Annotated in this window: 19 protein-coding genes; 16 read left to right on the top strand and 3 right to left on the bottom strand. The window is 69.5% G+C overall.

Annotation, left to right across the window (positions count from 1 at the left end):
• Window positions 1-756: a nucleoside triphosphate pyrophosphohydrolase gene (gene mazG / locus E3U25_RS14240; RefSeq protein ID WP_243785241.1), complete on the bottom strand. Its 756-nt coding sequence runs from the start codon at window positions 754-756 to the stop codon at window positions 1-3.
• Window positions 757-1,167: 411 nt separating this feature from the next.
• On the opposite strand from mazG, the gene yajC reads away from it, so the two are divergent.
• The 11 genes from yajC (at window position 1,168) to E3U25_RS14185 (ending at window position 9,532) form a co-directional block, all read left to right on the top strand.
• Entirely contained in the window at window positions 1,168-1,500 is a 333-nt protein-coding gene (gene yajC, locus E3U25_RS14235) for a preprotein translocase subunit YajC (RefSeq protein ID WP_036759383.1), read from the top strand.
• A gap of 16 nt (window positions 1,501-1,516) precedes the next feature.
• Entirely contained in the window at window positions 1,517-3,181 is a 1,665-nt protein-coding gene (gene secD, locus E3U25_RS14230) for a protein translocase subunit SecD (protein ID WP_116222825.1), read from the top strand.
• Between the two features lie 12 nt (window positions 3,182-3,193).
• On the top strand, window positions 3,194-4,186 hold the full coding sequence (gene secF, locus E3U25_RS14225; protein ID WP_116222824.1) for a protein translocase subunit SecF: 993 nt from the start codon (window positions 3,194-3,196) through the stop codon (window positions 4,184-4,186).
• The gene (locus E3U25_RS14220) at window positions 4,186-4,542 is read left to right on the top strand and encodes an Mth938-like domain-containing protein (RefSeq protein ID WP_083539286.1); all 357 of its coding nucleotides are present in this window, start codon (window positions 4,186-4,188) and stop codon (window positions 4,540-4,542) included. The genes secF and E3U25_RS14220 overlap by 1 nt, the downstream gene beginning before the upstream one ends.
• Window positions 4,539-5,171: a heme ABC exporter ATP-binding protein CcmA gene (gene ccmA, locus E3U25_RS14215; protein WP_114534713.1), complete on the top strand. Its 633-nt coding sequence runs from the start codon at window positions 4,539-4,541 to the stop codon at window positions 5,169-5,171. The genes E3U25_RS14220 and ccmA overlap by 4 nt, the downstream gene beginning before the upstream one ends.
• Window positions 5,172-5,195: 24 nt before the next feature.
• The gene (ccmB, locus tag E3U25_RS14210) at window positions 5,196-5,852 is read left to right on the top strand and encodes a heme exporter protein CcmB (RefSeq protein ID WP_116222823.1); all 657 of its coding nucleotides are present in this window, start codon (window positions 5,196-5,198) and stop codon (window positions 5,850-5,852) included.
• A gap of 52 nt (window positions 5,853-5,904) precedes the next feature.
• Entirely contained in the window at window positions 5,905-6,630 is a 726-nt protein-coding gene (locus E3U25_RS14205; RefSeq protein WP_036759376.1) for a heme ABC transporter permease, read from the top strand.
• A complete protein-coding gene (gene ccmD / locus E3U25_RS14200; RefSeq protein WP_024844546.1) occupies window positions 6,627-6,770 on the top strand; it encodes a heme exporter protein CcmD in 144 nt (47 codons plus the stop codon). The genes E3U25_RS14205 and ccmD overlap by 4 nt, the downstream gene beginning before the upstream one ends.
• A gap of 13 nt (window positions 6,771-6,783) precedes the next feature.
• Window positions 6,784-7,302 (top strand): DsbE family thiol:disulfide interchange protein, encoded by a 519-nt coding sequence (locus tag E3U25_RS14195; RefSeq protein ID WP_036759389.1) that lies wholly within the window; start codon window positions 6,784-6,786, stop codon window positions 7,300-7,302.
• Between the two features lie 191 nt (window positions 7,303-7,493).
• A complete protein-coding gene (hisC, locus tag E3U25_RS14190; protein WP_116222822.1) occupies window positions 7,494-8,597 on the top strand; it encodes a histidinol-phosphate transaminase in 1,104 nt (367 codons plus the stop codon).
• Window positions 8,597-9,532 carry a prephenate/arogenate dehydrogenase family protein gene (locus E3U25_RS14185; protein WP_116222821.1) on the top strand — a complete coding sequence of 312 codons (936 nt, stop codon included), beginning with the start codon at window positions 8,597-8,599 and terminating at the stop codon, window positions 9,530-9,532. Before hisC ends, E3U25_RS14185 begins: the two co-directional genes overlap by 1 nt.
• Window positions 9,533-9,705: 173 nt before the next feature.
• Here E3U25_RS14185 and E3U25_RS14180 read toward each other — a convergent pair whose 3' ends face one another.
• Window positions 9,706-10,713, bottom strand: coding sequence for a DUF2125 domain-containing protein (locus E3U25_RS14180; RefSeq protein WP_116222820.1), 1,008 nt, complete (start codon window positions 10,711-10,713; stop codon window positions 9,706-9,708).
• A gap of 92 nt (window positions 10,714-10,805) precedes the next feature.
• Between E3U25_RS14180 and E3U25_RS14175 the strand changes: the two genes are divergently transcribed.
• From E3U25_RS14175 to E3U25_RS14165, 3 genes are all read left to right on the top strand, one after another.
• A complete protein-coding gene (locus E3U25_RS14175) occupies window positions 10,806-11,360 on the top strand; it encodes a gamma-glutamylcyclotransferase (RefSeq protein WP_036759370.1) in 555 nt (184 codons plus the stop codon).
• A gap of 83 nt (window positions 11,361-11,443) precedes the next feature.
• Entirely contained in the window at window positions 11,444-13,120 is a 1,677-nt protein-coding gene (locus E3U25_RS14170) for a hypothetical protein (RefSeq protein ID WP_116222819.1), read from the top strand.
• A complete protein-coding gene (locus E3U25_RS14165; RefSeq protein WP_072463839.1) occupies window positions 13,110-14,501 on the top strand; it encodes a peptidoglycan -binding protein in 1,392 nt (463 codons plus the stop codon). The genes E3U25_RS14170 and E3U25_RS14165 overlap by 11 nt, the downstream gene beginning before the upstream one ends.
• A gap of 64 nt (window positions 14,502-14,565) precedes the next feature.
• On the opposite strand, the gene E3U25_RS14160 is transcribed toward E3U25_RS14165, so the two are convergent.
• A complete protein-coding gene (locus E3U25_RS14160) occupies window positions 14,566-15,117 on the bottom strand; it encodes a LabA-like NYN domain-containing protein (protein WP_036759365.1) in 552 nt (183 codons plus the stop codon).
• A gap of 12 nt (window positions 15,118-15,129) precedes the next feature.
• Between E3U25_RS14160 and folK the strand changes: the two genes are divergently transcribed.
• A complete protein-coding gene (gene folK / locus E3U25_RS14155; protein ID WP_084197335.1) occupies window positions 15,130-15,723 on the top strand; it encodes a 2-amino-4-hydroxy-6-hydroxymethyldihydropteridine diphosphokinase in 594 nt (197 codons plus the stop codon).
• Between the two features lie 72 nt (window positions 15,724-15,795).
• Complete coding sequence (gene rpoZ / locus E3U25_RS14150) at window positions 15,796-16,152, top strand: DNA-directed RNA polymerase subunit omega (protein WP_024844556.1); 357 nt, start codon at window positions 15,796-15,798, stop codon at window positions 16,150-16,152.
• Window position 16,153: the final 1 nt, after the last annotated feature.

Raw genomic sequence — 16,153 nt, 5'->3', positions numbered from 1 at the left:
TCAGGCGCGTTCGGCAGCCTTGGCCTCGTTCCACAGCGCGTCCATCTCGGCCAGGTCGCTGTCCTCGGGGCGGCGGCCCTGGGCGGCGAGCGCCGCCTCGATGGAGCGGAAGCGGCGGGTGAACTTGGCATTGGCCAGGCGCAGCGCCTCCTCGGGGTCGATCTTCAGATGCCGGGCCAGATTCGCCATCACGAACATCAGGTCGCCGAATTCCTCGGTCAAATGGGCGTGATCGGAGCCGCCCCTGGCCTCGACCAGCTCGCGCGCCTCCTCGGTGATCTTGTCCAGCACCTCGGCCGGGCCGGGCCAGTCGAAGCCGACGCGGGCGGCGCGGTTCTGCAGCTTGACCGCGCGGGTCAGCGCCGGCAGGCCAAGCGCCACCCCGTCCAGCACGCCGCGTTCCGCCTTGGCGGCGCGTTCGCGGGCCTTGATCGCCTCCCAATCCTTGATCTGTTGGGCGGCGGACTTGTCGCGGGATTCGTCGCCGAAGATATGCGGGTGGCGGTCGATCATCTTGTCCGAGATCTTCTCGACCACGTCGGCAAAGTCGAACATGCCCGCCTCGGCCGCCATTTGCGCGTGGAAAACCACCTGCAGCAGCAGGTCGCCCAGCTCGCCAGGCAATTCGTCCCAGGCTTCGCGCGCGATGGCGTCGGCGACCTCATGCGCCTCTTCGATGGTATAGGGCGCGATCGAGGCGAAGTCCTGCTCGATGTCCCAGGGGCAGCCGGCCTGCGGGTCGCGCAGCGCGGCCATGATCGCCAGCAGGCGGCGGATGCCGGTGCGATCGGCCGCATCGCGGGCCAGTGCGGGATGGTCCGGCGCGGGATGGGGCGCCTTGTCCTCAGCCATCGTGATCCCCCTTGCTAGGCTTGGCCCGCATTGACCTGCCACAGCTCGCCGCCCGTGTCCACGGCACCTTTCAGCGGGGGCTTTGCCCCCAGCGCGTTCCGCGCTTCCCCCAGGATATTTTGACACGAAAGAAGCGCGGGCCTTTCTTTCGTGCCCAAATATCCCGGGGGAGTCCGAAGGACGGGGGCGGAGCCCCCCTGCGCCAGTGCGGCGAGCAGCCATCGGCTTTCTTGCCATCGGTCCGAGCCGCGGATAGGGTGCGCGCCAATTCCGCCGGGGGATCGCCCGGAGAACGACAGCACAGGGATAGACTTAATGCTCGTGACCCCCGCCTATGCCCAGGCCGCCGGAGGCGCTTCCGGCGCTGCAGGACTCGCCTCGTTCCTGCCGCTCATCCTGATCTTCGTCATCATGTATTTCCTGATGATCCGCCCGCAGCAGAAGCGCGTGAAGGAACATCGCGCCATGGTCGAGGCGCTGAAGAAGGGCGACGAGATCGTGACCCAGGGCGGGCTGATCGGCAAGGTGACCTCGGTGCGCGAGAACGAGCTCGAGGTCGAGATCGCCCCCGGCGTCAAGGTCCGCGTGATCCGCTCGACCGTGACCGGGCTCGTGAACCGCACCCAACCCGCCGCCGCCAACAGCTGAAGAACCGCATCCCGCCATGCTGGACATCCCATTCTGGAAGCGTCTGCTGATCCTGGGGCTCGTCGCCCTGGGTCTGCTCTATGCCATGCCGAACCTGTTCTACAGCCGGGTCGAGCAGCATAACGACGCCGTCACCGCCGCCGAACGCAACGGGTTCGAATCCCAGGAAGACGCCGCCGCCCGCGCCGGCTGGCCCGACTGGCTGCCCTCGGGGTTGGTCAACCTGGGCCTGGACCTGCGCGGCGGCGCCCATCTTCTGGGCGAGGTGCATGTCCGGGATGTCTACAAGGCGCGCATGGATGCGCTTTGGCCCGAGCTGCGCGACGCGCTGGCGGCGCAGCGCGACGTGGTAGGCGCCGTCCGCCGCGTCCAGGCGCCCGAGGGGCAGCTGGCGGTCGAGATCGGCAATCCCGACCAGATGGCCAAGGCGGTCGAGATCGCCCGCGGCCTTGCCGTGCCCGTCACCTCGCTGACCGGCGCGGGGCAAAGCGACCTGGCGATCTCGGCCTCGGGCAACCGGCTTACCGTGCAGCTTTCGGATGCGGAAAAGGCCGCGACCGACGACCGCACCGTGCAGCAGAGCCTCGAGATCATCCGCCGCCGCATCGACGAGGTCGGCACGCGCGAGCCGACGATCATGCGCCAGGGCAAGGACCGCATCCTGATCCAGGTGCCCGGCATCGGCTCGGCCGAGGAGCTGAAGCAGCTGATCGGCACCACGGCGAAGCTGACCTTCAACCCGGTGGTCAGCCGCATCGCCGACGCCAACGCCCGCCCCGGCACCGGCAATGTGCTGCTGCCCTCGATGGACGAGCCCGGCGTCTATTACGTGATCGAGGAAAGTCCGGTCGTCACCGGCGAGGATCTGACCGACGCCCGGCCCAGCTTCGACCAGAACGGCGCGCCGGCGGTCGATTTCCGCTTCGGCCCCTCGGGCGCCAAGCGGTTCGGGGCCTATACCTCGGCCAATATCGGCCAGCCCTTCGCCATCGTGCTGGACAACCAGGTGATCTCGGCCCCGGTGATCCGGCAGGCGATCACCACCGGCTCGGGCCAGATCTCGGGCGCGATGAACGTGGACGAATCGACCCGTCTGGCCGTGCTGCTGCGCGCCGGCGCCCTGCCGGCCGAGATGACCTTCCTGGAAGAACGCACCATCGGCCCGGAGCTGGGGCAGGATTCGATCGACGCCGGCCGGCTGTCCTCGATCATCGCCACGGTCGCCGTGGTGGCCTATATGGTCGCAAGCTACGGGCTGTTCGGCGTCTTCGCCTCGATCGCGGTGATCGTCAACGTCATCCTGATCCTGTCGGTCATGTCGATGATGGGGGCGACGCTGACGCTTCCCGGCATCGCCGGCATCGTGCTGACCGTCGGCACGGCGGTGGATGCCAACGTCATCATCTACGAACGCATCCGCGAGGAACTGCGCGCCGGCAAGCGCATCGTCAAGGCCATCGACGACGGCTTCAGCGAGGCGATGTCGGCGATCATCGACGCCAACGTCACCAGCTTCATCGCCGCCGCGGTGATGTTCTTCCTGGGCTCGGGTCCGGTCAAGGGCTTCGCGGTCACGCTGACCATCGGCCTTGTCACCTCGGTCTTTACCGCGATCTACCTGACGCGGCTGATGATCGTGTTCTGGCTGGAATGGCGCAAGCCCAAAGAACTGATCTTGTAAGGGAGCAGGACCATGGCATTTCGTCTGAAACTCGTTCCCGACAACACCGCCTTCAACTTCTTCCGCTGGCAATGGCTGACCTTCGGCGTCTCGGCCGCGGCCATGGTCGGATCGGTCCTGCTGCTGCTGGTGATGGGGCTGAACTTCGGCATCGACTTCAAGGGCGGCACCACCATCCGCACCGAAAGCCCGACCGCCTTCGAGGTCGGCGACTATCGCCAGGCGATGAGCGATCTGGACCTGGGCGATGTCTCGATCACCGAGGTCTTCGACCCCGCCTTCGGCACCACCAAGCATGTCGCCATGATCCGCATCGGCACGACCGACGAGACCGGATCGGTCACGCCCGAGCAGCTGAACGAGATCGAGGCGGCGCTGAAGACCGTCGATCCGCAGGTGGTCTTTGCCGCGGTGGAATCGGTCGGCCCCAAGGTCTCGGGCGAGCTGATCAAGACCGCCCTCTATGCGGTGGGTGCCGCGACCATCGGCATCATGTTCTATATCTGGCTGCGCTTCGAATGGCAGTTCGCGCTGGGGGCGGTGATCTCGCTGATCCATGACGTGCTGCTGACGGTCGGGCTGTTCTCGCTGTTCCAGCTGCGCTTCGACCTGACCACCATCGCGGCGCTGCTGACCACGCTGGGCTTTTCGTGCAACGATACGGTCGTGGTCTTCGACCGGCTGCGCGAGAACCTGATCAAGTACAAGACGCGGCCGCTGCTCGACCTGATGAACCTGACCTGCAACGAGACGCTGTCGCGCACCATCATGACGGCGGTGACGACCGCCATCGCGCTGACCGCCATGCTGATCTTTGGCGGCGACGTGATCCGCGACTTCGTCATCGCCATGCTCTGGGGCGTGATCGTGGGCTGCTATTCGACGATCTATGTCGCCAAGAACATCGTGCTGTGGCTGGGCGTCAAGCGCGACTGGTCCAAGCCCGATCCCAAGGAAAAGGCGCCGGGTGAGGACATTCCCGCCGCCTTCCGGGACGCGCCCTGATGCCGATGATGGTGCCGACGGAATTTTCCGGGGCCGTGCCGGTGGACGGCTACGGCCCCGGCTTCTTTCGCGTCGGCGGCGTGGTGCATCATGGCGGGGTGATCGTCACCGCCGCGGGCGTGCAGCCCTGGGGCGGGCTGGATGACCGCGCCCCCCTGCTGGCGCTGGCCGGCCAGGTGGACGTGCTTTTCCTGGGCATGGGGGCCGAGATCGCCTTTCCGCCGCGCGACCTGGCCGCGGCGCTGGACGCCGCGGGGGTGATGGCCGAGCCGATGAACTCGCCCTCGGCCGCGCGCAGCTACAACGTCACGCTGTCCGAAGGCCGGCGCGTGGCCTGCGCGCTGATCCCGCTATGAGCCTGCTCGCGGTCCGCGACCTGGCCGTGGCGCGGGGCGGGCTGCGTGCCGTCGAGGGCGTCAGCTTCAACCTGGAGGCCGGCGGCGCGCTGGTGCTGCGCGGGCCGAACGGCGTCGGCAAGACCACGCTTCTGCGCACGCTGGCCGGGCTGCAGCCGCTGGTCGCCGGAGTGATCGAGGCCGCGCCCGACGCCATCGCCTATGCCGGCCATTCCGACGGGCTGAAGCCGGCGCTGACCGCGGCCGAGAACCTGCGCTTCTGGTCCGAGATCTTCGGCGGCCATGACATCGCCGGAGCGCTGGAGGCGATGAACCTGCGCGACCTGGCCGACCGCCCGGCGCATGCGCTTTCCGCCGGGCAGAAGCGGCGGCTGGGGCTGGCGCGGCTGATGGTGACGGGCCGCCCGGTCTGGCTGCTCGACGAGCCGACGGTATCGCTGGATCGCGATTCGGTGGCGCTGTTCGCCGGGATGCTGCGCGCCCATCTGGGGCGGGGCGGGGCGGCGGTGATCGCCACCCATATCGAGCTGGGCCTGCCCGAGGCCGAGATCCTGGAGCTTGGCCCCTATCGCGCCACCCGCACGCGCCGCGAATCGCGGCCGGCCGGTTTCAACGAGGCATTCGGATGAGGGCGGCCAAATGAGGATGCGCGGATGAAGGCGCTGCTGATCCGCGACCTGCGGCTGGCCACTCGCGCCGGCGGTGGCTTCGGCCTGGCGCTGGCGTTCTTCCTGATCGTCTGCACGCTGGTCCCCTTCGGCGTCGGCCCCGAGGGCGGCCAGCTTTCGCGCATCGCGCCGGGCATCCTGTGGGTCGGGGCGCTGCTCTCGTGCCTGCTGTCGCTCGACCGCATCTTTGCGCTGGATTTCGAGGATGGCAGCCTGGACCTGCTGGCCACGGCGCCCCTGCCGCTGGAGGGGACGGTGGCGATCAAGGCCTTCGCGCATTGGCTGGTGACGGGCCTGCCGCTGGCGCTGTCGGCGCCGGTCTTCGGGCTGCTTTTGCACCTGCCGGGGCCGGCCTATCCCTGGCTGGTCGCCTCGCTGATGCTGGGCACGCCGACGCTGTCGATGCTGGGCGCCTTCGGCGCGGCGGTGACGGTGGGGCTGCGTCGTGGCGGGCTGCTGATGTCGCTGCTGGTGCTGCCGCTCTACGTGCCGACGCTGATCTTCGGGGCCGAGGCGGTGCGGCGCGGTGCCGCAGGGGCCGATCCGGTGACGCCTTTGGTCTTCCTGGCGGCGATCACGCTGGCCACATTGGCCCTGGCGCCCTTTGCCGCAGCCGCTGCGCTGCGTGTCAATCTGCGGTGAATGCGACCACTGGCCACTTGAGCGGGCGACGCGCCCGATTTAGGAAGCGAATATGTCAATCTGGGAATATGCCAACCCCGTCAAGTTCATGCGCACCTCGGGCGCCGTGCTGCCCTGGGTGGCCGCGGCGGCGGCGGTCTGCACCGTGGCGGGGCTGGTCTGGGGCTTTCTGACGCCCCAGGACTACAAGCAGGGATCGACGGTCAAGATCATCTTCCTGCACGTCCCCGCCGCGCTGATGGCGATCAACATCTGGCTGATGATGCTGGTGACCTCGCTGATCTGGCTGGTCCGGCGCCACCACGTCAGCGCGCTGGCCGCCAAGGCCGCGGCGCCCGTCGGCGCGGTGATGACGCTGATCGCGCTGATCACCGGGGCGATCTGGGGCCAGCCGATGTGGGGCACCTGGTGGGAATGGGATCCGCGGCTGACCTCGTTCCTGATCCTGTTCCTGTTCTATCTGGGCTACATGGCGCTGTGGGGGGCGGTCGAGAATCCCGACAGCGCCGCCGACCTGACCGGGGTTCTGTGCCTCGTGGGCTCGGTCTTTGCGCTGCTGTCGCGCTATGCGGTGAACTTCTGGAACCAGGGGCTGCACCAGGGCGCCTCGCTGTCCATGGCGCCGGGCGAGCGGATGTCGGCGGTCTATCGCTATCCGCTCTACCTGACCATGGCGGGGTTCTTCCTGCTGTTCCTGGCGCTTTTGCTGGTCCGCACCCGGACCGAGATCCGCCGCCGCCGCCTGGCGGCCCTGCTGGCGAGGGAGAATCGCGCATGACCGAACTTGGCAAATATGCCGGGACCGTCCTGGCGGCCTATGGCGCAAGCCTGGTGCTGCTGGTCGGCATCGTCGTCCAGACCGTGCTGGCCAATGCCCGCGCCCGCCGCGAATTGCAGGAGCATGAGCGCCGTGGCTAGGATCTCGCCGATGATGCTGTTGCCGGTGGCGGTGTTTGCCGGTTTCGCCGGGCTTTCCGGCTGGGCGCTGCTGCGCGACGATCCCGACGCGCTGCCCTCGGCCATGATCGGGCGCGAGGCGCCTTCGGTCGGCGAGACCACGCTGCCCGGCAAGGTGCAGCTGACCGACGAGATGCTGCGCCAGCCGGGGGTGAAGCTGGTGAATTTCTGGGCCAGCTGGTGCCCGCCCTGCCGCGCCGAGCATCCGACGCTGACCGAGCTTTCGGCCAAGCTGCCGGTCTATGGCGTCGACCTGAAGGATCCCGAGGGCGCCGCGCTGGGGTTCCTGTCCGAGCATGGCGACCCCTATCACGCGCTTGCCACCGATCCGCGCGGGCGGGTGGCGATCGACTGGGGCGTGACCGCGCCGCCCGAGACCTTCATCATCGACGGTTCGGGCCGCATCCTTTACCGCTATGCCGGGCCGCTGGTGCGCGAGGATTACACCAACCGCTTCCTGCCCGAGCTGGAGAAGGCGCTGGCGGCCGAGTGACGGCGCCGCCGGGCCGGCTGCGGCCTTGCATGGGTATTTTCGGAACGAAGAAGCCGGGGGAGACCGGCGGCGCCGGCGCATGCCGCGCGCCGTCGCGGGAGTATTTGGAAAACGGTGATGGCGGCGGGCCGACGAGGCTTTCCAAGCCTTTCTCCGGGCGCTAAGACGGCCGGGCTTGCAAGAGGGCCGCCATGTCGCAGAACCAGACGACCATCGCTCCGCAACCCGGCATCATGGAGATCTCGCTTTACGAGGGCGGGGCCTCGAAGGTGGCGGGGGTCGAGAATGTCGTGAAGCTTTCCTCGAACGAGAACCCCTTCGGGCCGTCGGACAAGGCGCGCGAGGCGGTGATCCGCGCCGCCCATGCGCTGCACCGCTATCCCAATACCGACCATGCCGGGCTGCGCGCTGCCATCGGCGAGGTGCATGGGCTGGACCCGGACCGCATCATCTGCGGCGTCGGCTCGGACGAGATCATCCATTTCCTGTGCCAGGCCTATGCCGGGCCGGGGACCGAGGTTCTGTTCACCGAGCATGGTTTCCTGATGTATCGCATCTCGGCCCATGCCGCCGGGGCGACCCCGGTGCAGGTGGCCGAACGCGACCGGGTGACGGATGTGGACGCGCTGATCGCCGGGGCGAGCGAGCGCACGCGGCTGATCTTCGTCGCCAATCCCAACAACCCGACCGGCACCATGATCGGCCTGCCGGAGCTGGAGCGGCTGGCCCGCGCCGTGCCGCAGGCGATCCTGGTGGTCGATGCGGCCTATGCCGAATATGTCGAGGATTACGACGGCGGCGCCGAGCTGGCGAGCCGGCTGCCCAACGTGTTCATGACCCGGACCTTCTCGAAGATCTACGGGCTGGGCGGGCTGCGCGTCGGCTGGGGTTACGGCCCGCGCGAGATCGTCGATGTGCTGAACCGCATTCGCGGCCCCTTCAACCTGTCCAATGTCGCGCTGGAGGGGGCCGAGGCCGCCATGCGCGACCGCGAGCATATCGCCCGCTGCCAGGCCGAGAATGCCCGCATGCGCGCCTGGCTGGCCGAGGCGCTGGCCGAGAAGGGCGTGCCCTCGGACACCTCCTGCGCAAATTTCATCCTGGCGCGTTTTGCCGATGTCGAGACCGCGGGGGCCTGCGACGAATATCTGAAGGCGCAGGGGCTGATCGTGCGTCGCGTCGGCGGCTACGGCCTGCCGCATTGCCTGCGCATCACCGTGGGCGACGAGGCGTCCTGCCGGCGCGTGGCCCATGTCATCGGCCAGTTCATGGCCGAGCGCGCGGGAAGCCGCTGATGGCCGCGATCTATGACCGGGTGGCGCTGATCGGGCTGGGGCTGATCGCCGGCTCGATGTCGCTGGCCATGCGCGAGGCGGGGCTGGCGCGCGAGGTGGTGGGCCATGCCCGCAGCCCCGAGACCCGCGCCGTCGCGCGCGAGATCGGGCTGGTCGACCGCGTGGCCGAGAGCGCGGCCGAGGCGGTGGCGGGGGCCGACCTGGTGGTGCTGGCCGTGCCGGTGGGCGCCATGGGCGCGGTCGCGGCCGAGATCGCGCCGCATCTGAAGCCCGGCGCGACCGTGACCGACGTGGGCTCGGTCAAGCAGGCGGTGATCGAGGCGGTGGCGCCGCATATCCCCGCGGGCGTGCATTTCATCCCCGGCCATCCGCTGGCCGGGACCGAGCATTCCGGCCCCCGTTCGGGCTTTGCCGCGCTGTTTCGCAACCGCTGGTGGCTGCTGACCCCCGTCCCGGACAGCGATCTGGCGGCGGTCGAGCGGCTGTCGGTGCTGATCCGCGCCATGGGTGCCAATGTCGAGGCGATGGACGCCGCCCATCACGACCTGGTGCTGGCTGTGACCAGCCATACGCCGCATCTGATCGCCTATACCATGGTGGGGGTGGCCGATCACCTCAAGCGCGTCACCGAAAGCGAGGTCATCAAGTATTCGGCGGCGGGTTTTCGGGACTTCACCCGCATCGCCGCCTCGGACCCGACCATGTGGCGCGACGTGTTCCTGCAGAACAAGGAGGCGGTGCTGGACATCCTGGGCCGCTTTACCGAGGAGCTTTTCGTGCTGCAGCGCGCGATCCGCATGGGCGACGGGGCGCATCTGCACGATTACTTCACCCGCACGCGGGCGATCCGGCGCGGCATCATCGAGGCCGGGCAGGACACCGCGGCACCGGATTTCGGCCGCAGCCTGGCGGCGGGCGAGACGCCCAAGCCCTAGCAGGCTGCTGAAAAAGTCCTTGCGACAGGACAGCGTGGGCGGGGAACCGGGAAATCCGCCTCAAATTGCCGAAAACACCCCATTTCCGGGCCGATATTCGCTGGATCCAGAACGATTTCCGCTGCGTCGCCCTCTCAAAATCCTTTTTCAGCAGCCTGCTAGCGGCGCGGGCCCTAGCGGCGCGGGAAGGCCGGGGCCGGGCCCAGCACCATCGGGCCAAGGCTCGTCCTGCCCTCGGCGAAGCTGAGCGGCAGGCGCAATTCGCCCTCGGCCGGGGGCGGGAAATCCTGGCCCGCATCCTCGGGCAGCGGCAGGTCCGAGATGTTCTTGAGCATGGTGCCGGCCAGCGTCACCACCCTGGTCGGGATCAGTCCCGCCGTGGCCGCGGCCTGCAACAGCGCCTCGGCATCCCTGGTGTAAAGCACCAGCCGGCCCTGGGCGCGGCCCTGGGCATCGGCCTCGATTCGGCCCAGGATGCGGGCCTGCACCGCGCCCAGGCGCAATTCGGCATCGTCGAGCCGCAGCCCCACCGGCAGCGGCGCCCGGTCGGGGTCCAGCGTCGCCGGACGGGGCAGGGCGTCCAGCCAGACCCGGCCGGTGGCGGCCAGGCTGAGCCGGCCGGGCAGGGGCAGGGTCGCGAACAGGCCGGGTTCCAAATCGTCCAGGTCCAGCTCCAGGTCATAGGCGGCCGCGGCGGCCTCCGGCGCATCGGCGTCGAGGTCGCGCTGCACGGCGTTGGCGTGCAGCCGCGTGGCGAGCGCCGCGCCCTCGACCGTCAGCGGGCCGGCCTCGATCCCGGCCGAGGCCATGGCCAGCCCGTTCAGCGGCTGCACGCGCAGCCGGGCGGCGGCATCGCCAAGCCCCAGCGCCACGGGGCCCGAGCCGGGGTCCAGCGTCGCGCCGGGCGGCAGGGCCAGCCGCAGCTCCGTGGGCCGCAGCGGGCTGAGCCAAAGCTCCGCCTGCGGCAGTTCGACGCGGCCGAGGTCGGTCTGCATCCCCAGCGCCAAGGCGCGCACCCCGATCCGGCCCGGCTCGCGCAGTTCCTGCACCGCGCCCAGCTCGGCCGCGGGTTGCCCGGCCGCGATCCGGCGCAGCTGCTGCGCCATCAGGCTTTCCCCGCCCAGCCACAGGCCGCCCAGGATCAGGGCAAGAACGATCAGGGGGGCAAGCAATCGGCGCATCCGGTCCTCGGGGGTTTCATGGCGTCTTGGAACGCCGGCCCTGCTGTCCTAAGTTTTTCCTGACCGAATTATCTAGGGCGCCGGGGTAAAGAATGGGTGAACGGCCGGAGCATTGGGTCTTTGCCTATGGCTCTTTGATGTGGGATCCGGGCTTTCCCGTGGCCGAGATGGTGCCCGCGACGCTGGACGGCTATGCCCGCAGCTTCTGCCTGCGCTCGATCGTCTATCGCGGCACCAGCGAGACGCCGGGGCTGGTCCTGGGGCTGGAGGCCGATCCGGGGGCGCATTGCCGGGGCCTGGCGCTGCGCGTGGCCGAGCCGGACTGGGAAGAGACGCTGTCCGGCCTGCGCGCGCGCGAGCTGACCACCAACGCCTATGCCGAGCTTTTCCTGCCGCTGGCGCTGGACGACGGCCGCGGCGTCGAGGCGATCGCCTATGTGATCCGGCGCGATCACGACCAATATGCCGGCCCGCTGGAGCTGCACGAACAGGCCCGCATCATCGCCGTGGCGCAGGGCGGGCGGGGGCCGAACGCGGATTACCTGTTCAACACCGCCCGGCACCTGGCGCAGATGGGCATCGAGGACCAGGCCCTGGACGAGCTGGCGCGGCAGGTCCGCGGGCTGTTGCACCCCGGCGGGGGATAGGCGCGATTTCCCCTGGCGAGGGCGCTTGGCAGGCGCGGGTCCGGCCTCTACAGTCGGCTCGGAAAACAGCAAGGGGGTGGAACTTGTCCCGAACTGACGCCGAACCGCCCGAGGGTCCGCCCGCCGCGCCGGAAGGCCGCCGCTCTCGCGCCGCCCGGCTGGCGGCCACGCGCGACGGGGGGCCGGGCGGGACCGGGCCGTCGCAGCCGCAATTCTCGCAGCCCGTCCGGCAGATCCTGCTGATGCTGATCGTGCTGGTGCTGGTCGTGGCCGGCGCCTGGTTCGCCTATGGCCGCATCCTGTCGATCTTTCATTCGAACGAATACCTGAACGGGCTGATCCTGGCCGTCTTCGTCATGGGCGTGCTGGGCTGTTTCTGGCAGGTGGCCGAGCTGGTCAAATCCGTCAGCTGGATCGAGCGTTTCGCCGCCCGCCGCCGCAATGCCGCCGAGCGCGGCGTCAGCGCGGCCGAGCCGGCGGGGCCGGACGATGCGCCGCGGCTGCTGGCGCCCCTGGCCGCGCTGCTGGGCCAGCGCGGGCCGGTGGGCGGGGCGATCTCGACCGAATCCTCGCGCTCGATCCTGGAATCGGTGGCGACGCGGATCGACGAGGCGCGCGACATCACCCGTTACCTCGCGAACCTGCTGATCTTCCTGGGCCTGTTGGGGACGTTCTACGGGCTTGCGACCACGGTGCCGGCCGTGGTGGACACGATCCGCGCGCTTTCGCCCAAGGATGGCGAGACCGGGCTCGAGGTCTTCAACAAGCTGATGACGGGGCTGGAATCGCAGCTGGGCGGCATGGCCACGGCCTTTTCCAGCTCGCTCCTGGGCCTGGCCGGCTCGCTGGTGGTCGGGCTGCTGGAGCTGTTCGTCGCCCATGGCCAGAACCGCTTCTATCGCGAGCTCGAGGAATGGATGTCGGGCTTTACCCGCATCGGCCTGGGCGGCAGCGACGGGCAGGGGCTGGGCGAGGCGGCGCTGGCCGGCTTCATCGAGCGGGTCGAGGCGCAGATGACCGGCCTGCAGGACTTCTACCTGCGCCGCGACGAATTGCGCGACCAGGAGGCCGCCGCCGCCGACCAGCGCTCGCTGGCGCTGGCCGAGGGGGTGGAGCGGCTGGCCGGGCTGCTGGGGTCGGACCGTGACCGGCTGGGCGAGACGCTGGCCGCCGAGCGCGAGGCGACCGCGCAGGCCCTGGCCGGGGTCGAGCGGGCGATCGGCGGGCTGGCCGAGCCGCGCCGCGACCCGGAGCTGGTCGCCGTGCTGGAGCGTCTGGCCGAAGGGCAGGACCGTCTTGCCGCCGAGCCGCGCCATGATCCGGCGCTGCCCGCGGTGCTGGAACGGCTGGCCGCGGGCCAGGAGCGGCTGGCGGCGCTGGCCGAGGCGCCGGCGCAACCGGGCTTCGACGGCGCCGTCCTGGGCGAGGCGCTGGAGCGTCTGGCCGAGGGCCAGGCCCGGCTGGCGACGCTTGCCGAAGCCCCCGCGCCCGAGGACGGCCGGCTGGCCCGCGCCCTGGAGCGGCTGGCCGAGGGGCAGGAGCGCATCCTGGACCTCGGCGCGCAGCGGCCGGCTGCTGCAGCCGCCGCCGCGGGCGACGATCCCGAGGCGCGGATGCGGCTGCGTTCCATCGACGTGCAGCTGGGCCGGCTGGTCGAGGAAACCGCCAGCGGCCGCGACGGGCTGATCGCCGAATTGCGCAGCGACCTGGCGGCGCTGACCCGCGCGATCCGCAACCTGGAGCGCGGCGATGGGACTTAGCCGGGGCGGCGGCAACCGTTTCTCTGCGACGATCTGGCCGGGATTCGTCGATGCGATGACCGCGCTGCTGATGGTCATGATGTTCGTGCTGACCATCTTCCTGCTGGTGCAATCGGTGCTGCGCGACCAGATCACCACCCAGGACAGCGAGCTGGACCAGCTTGGCCGCCAGGTGGCCGAGCTGTCGGACGCGCTGTCCACCTCGCAGGCGCAGGCGGCCTCGCTGGACCGCGACCTGGCGGCCGAGCGCGACCGGCTGCGGCGTTCCGAACAGGCGGTGGCTTCCGCGCGGGCCGAGATCGACGCACAGACCGAGGCGGCGCGCCTTGCCGCCGCCCGGCGCGAGGCGCTGGAGGCGCTGATAGGCGACTTGCGGCGCCAGAACACCGAAACGCGGCAGCAGCTGGACGAGACCGAGGCCGCGCGGCTGGCCGATGCCGCCGCCGCCGAGGCGCTGCGCGAGCGGCTGGCCAGGTCGGATGCGGAACTGGACGCCGCCACGCTGGAGCTGGAGGCGGCGCGCAAGGAGGCCGAGGAAACCCTGACCCTGCTGGCCGCCGCCGAGGCCGCCAAGAAGCAGCTGGGCGAGCAGGCCGAGGCCCAGGCCAGCGAGGCCGAGAAACAGGCCGCCCTGCTGGCCCTGGCCCGGCAGGAGCTGTCCGAGCAGGAGGCGCTGACGGTCGAGGACCAGCGCCGGCTGGCCGCGCTGAACCAGCAGGTCGCGCGGCTCAACGACCAGCTGGGCAGCCTGCGCGCGGTGCTGGACGCCGCCGGAGACGAGCGTCGCGAGGCCGACCTGCGCGCCGAGGATCTGGGCCGGCAGCTGAACGTCGCCCTGCTGCGCGCCGCCGAAGAGGAGCGCAAGCGCCGCGCGCTGGAAGAGGACGCGCGCAGCAAGGCCGAGGCCGAGGCCAAGGATCTGGCGCGCTATCGCTCGGAGTTCTTCGGCCGTCTGTCGCAGATCCTGGCCGGTCGCGAGGGCGTGCAGGTGGTGGGCGATCGCTTCGTCTTTTCCTCGGAAGTGCTGTTCGCGCCGGGCGAGGCGACGCTGTCGCCCGAAGGCCAGGCGCAGATCGCGCGGGTGGCAGAGATGCTGGGACAGATCTCGGCCGAGATCCCGCCCGAGATTGGCTGGATGATCCGCGTCGACGGCCATACCGACGACGTGCCGCTTTCGGGGCTGGGGCGCTATCGCGACAACTGGGAACTGAGCCAGGCGCGCGCGCTGGCGGTGGTGCGCTACATGGTGGACGATCTGGGCTTTCCGGCAACCCGCCTGGCGCCTGCCGGCTTTGCCGATACCCGCCCGGTGGCGCAGGGCGACACGCCCGAGGCCCGTGCCCGCAATCGCCGCATCGAGCTGAAGCTGACCGAACGCTAGGCGCGTGGCAGGCCGCTGTCAGGCGTCGATGGTGCAGGCCCCGTGCCGGGGCAGCTTTGCCGGGTCAGCTTTCCTGCGGGGCGGGCTCGCGCGGCGGGCGGCCGATGATGTCGCGCAGCGCGTCCAGTTCGATGAAATTGTCCGCCTGCCGGCGCAATTCGTCGGCGATCATCGGCGGCTGGCTGCGCATGGTCGAGACCACCGAGACCCGCACGCCCTGGCGCTGCAGCGCCTCGACCAGCGGCCGGAAGTCGCCGTCGCCGGAAAACAGCACCGCATGATCCAGCCGCGGCGCCAGCTCCATGGCGTTGATGACCAACTCGACATCCATGTTGCCCTTGACCTTGCGGCGCCCCAGCGCGTCGGTATATTCGCGCGCGGGTTTCGTCACCATGGAATAGCCGTTGTAATGCAGCCAATCGACCAGCGGGCGGATCGGTGAGTAGTCCTCGTTCTCCAGCAATGCCGTATAATAATAGGCGCGGACCAGCTTGCCGCGCCGTTCGAATTCCTGCCGCAGCAGCTTGTAGTCGATGTCGAAGCCCAGCGACTTTGCCGCAGCATAAAGATTCGACCCGTCAATGAACAACGCCAGCCGGTCGTCCTTGTAAAACACGATTCCCCCGAGATGTCTCGAAACCAAAGTCAGAAAGCGAACTTAGTCCTCGTTGCCCTGGGTGCAAACCTGCCTAGTTCGGCAGGTTCGCCCTCGCAGAGCCTGCGTTTCGCCTTGCAAAAGATCTCGCAATTACCGCAGGTTGTGCCGGTGGCCTTCAGCCGCTTCTGGTTTACCCCAGCCTTTCCGGCAGGTTCCGGTCCCGATTATGTGAATGCGGCGGCGTCTTTCCGCTGCGTCATGCCGCCCGAACAACTGCTGCGCGAATTGCACGAAATCGAGGCCGAACTGGGCCGCAGCCGCGACGGCGCGCGCTGGCAGGCCCGCGGGCTGGACCTGGACCTGCTGGCCCATGGCGATCTGGTGCTGCCCGATGCCGCCGTGCAGGACCATTGGCGCGGCCTGCCGCCGCAGGAACAGCCGCTGCATGCCCCCCAGGGCCTGATCCTGCCCCATCCCCGGATGCAGGACCGCGGCTTCGTCCTGGCACCCCTGGCCGAGATCGCGCCGGACTGGGTGCATCCGCGCCTTGGGCTCAGCGTGGCGCAGATGCTGGCGGCGCTTCCGCCCGAGGCGCTGGCGGGGATGCGGCCCGCAAGTGCTTGACATTTCCGTCGCGGGCGCCCAAATATCCGGCCTCGCCCCCTGCACCCCGATTCCAGCTGATAAGGTTGACCGATGGCCCGCGTTACAGTCGAAGATTGCGTCGATAAGGTTCCGAACCGTTTTGACCTGGTGATGCTGGCGTCCCATCGCGCGCGTGAAATCGCCGCGGGCAGCCCGCTGACCGTCGATCGCGACAATGACAAGAACCCCGTCGTGGCGCTGCGCGAGATCGCCGACGAAACCCAGCCCGTGGACGATCTGCGCGAGCGCATGATCGAGGCGCATCAGACCCAGATCGAGGTCGACGAGCCCGAAGAGGACGCGATGGCCCTGCTGCTGGGCGCCGAGATGGACCGTCCCAAGCCTGCCGACGAGGAATCGGAAGAGCGCATGCTGCGCATGATGCTGGAAGCGCAAGGCAGGAACTGAA

This window comes from Paracoccus versutus, from assembly GCF_029909795.1.
Classification (GTDB): domain Bacteria; phylum Pseudomonadota; class Alphaproteobacteria; order Rhodobacterales; family Rhodobacteraceae; genus Paracoccus; species Paracoccus versutus.
The sequence above is the reverse complement of the archived record's forward strand: the minus strand, read 5'-3'. Positions and strand labels throughout refer to the sequence as shown.

Excerpts from the sequence above, each read along its gene's own strand:
- mazG (WP_243785241.1), bottom strand. The coding sequence starts at position 756 with ATGGCCGCGCTGCGCGACCCGCAGGCCGGCTGCCCCTGGGACATCGAG.
- yajC (WP_036759383.1), top strand. The coding sequence starts at position 1,168 with ATGCTCGTGACCCCCGCCTATGCCCAGGCCGCCGGAGGCGCTTCCGGC.
- secD (WP_116222825.1), top strand. The coding sequence starts at position 1,517 with ATGCTGGACATCCCATTCTGGAAGCGTCTGCTGATCCTGGGGCTCGTC.
- secF (WP_116222824.1), top strand. The coding sequence starts at position 3,194 with ATGGCATTTCGTCTGAAACTCGTTCCCGACAACACCGCCTTCAACTTC.
- E3U25_RS14220 (WP_083539286.1), top strand. The coding sequence starts at position 4,186 with ATGCCGATGATGGTGCCGACGGAATTTTCCGGGGCCGTGCCGGTGGAC.
- ccmA (WP_114534713.1), top strand. The coding sequence starts at position 4,539 with ATGAGCCTGCTCGCGGTCCGCGACCTGGCCGTGGCGCGGGGCGGGCTG.
- ccmB (WP_116222823.1), top strand. The coding sequence starts at position 5,196 with ATGAAGGCGCTGCTGATCCGCGACCTGCGGCTGGCCACTCGCGCCGGC.
- E3U25_RS14205 (WP_036759376.1), top strand. The coding sequence starts at position 5,905 with ATGTCAATCTGGGAATATGCCAACCCCGTCAAGTTCATGCGCACCTCG.
- ccmD (WP_024844546.1), top strand. The coding sequence starts at position 6,627 with ATGACCGAACTTGGCAAATATGCCGGGACCGTCCTGGCGGCCTATGGC.
- E3U25_RS14195 (WP_036759389.1), top strand. The coding sequence starts at position 6,784 with ATGCTGTTGCCGGTGGCGGTGTTTGCCGGTTTCGCCGGGCTTTCCGGC.
- hisC (WP_116222822.1), top strand. The coding sequence starts at position 7,494 with ATGTCGCAGAACCAGACGACCATCGCTCCGCAACCCGGCATCATGGAG.
- E3U25_RS14185 (WP_116222821.1), top strand. The coding sequence starts at position 8,597 with ATGGCCGCGATCTATGACCGGGTGGCGCTGATCGGGCTGGGGCTGATC.
- E3U25_RS14180 (WP_116222820.1), bottom strand. The coding sequence starts at position 10,713 with ATGCGCCGATTGCTTGCCCCCCTGATCGTTCTTGCCCTGATCCTGGGC.
- E3U25_RS14175 (WP_036759370.1), top strand. The coding sequence starts at position 10,806 with ATGGGTGAACGGCCGGAGCATTGGGTCTTTGCCTATGGCTCTTTGATG.
- E3U25_RS14165 (WP_072463839.1), top strand. The coding sequence starts at position 13,110 with ATGGGACTTAGCCGGGGCGGCGGCAACCGTTTCTCTGCGACGATCTGG.
- folK (WP_084197335.1), top strand. The coding sequence starts at position 15,130 with ATGTCTCGAAACCAAAGTCAGAAAGCGAACTTAGTCCTCGTTGCCCTG.
- rpoZ (WP_024844556.1), top strand. The coding sequence starts at position 15,796 with ATGGCCCGCGTTACAGTCGAAGATTGCGTCGATAAGGTTCCGAACCGT.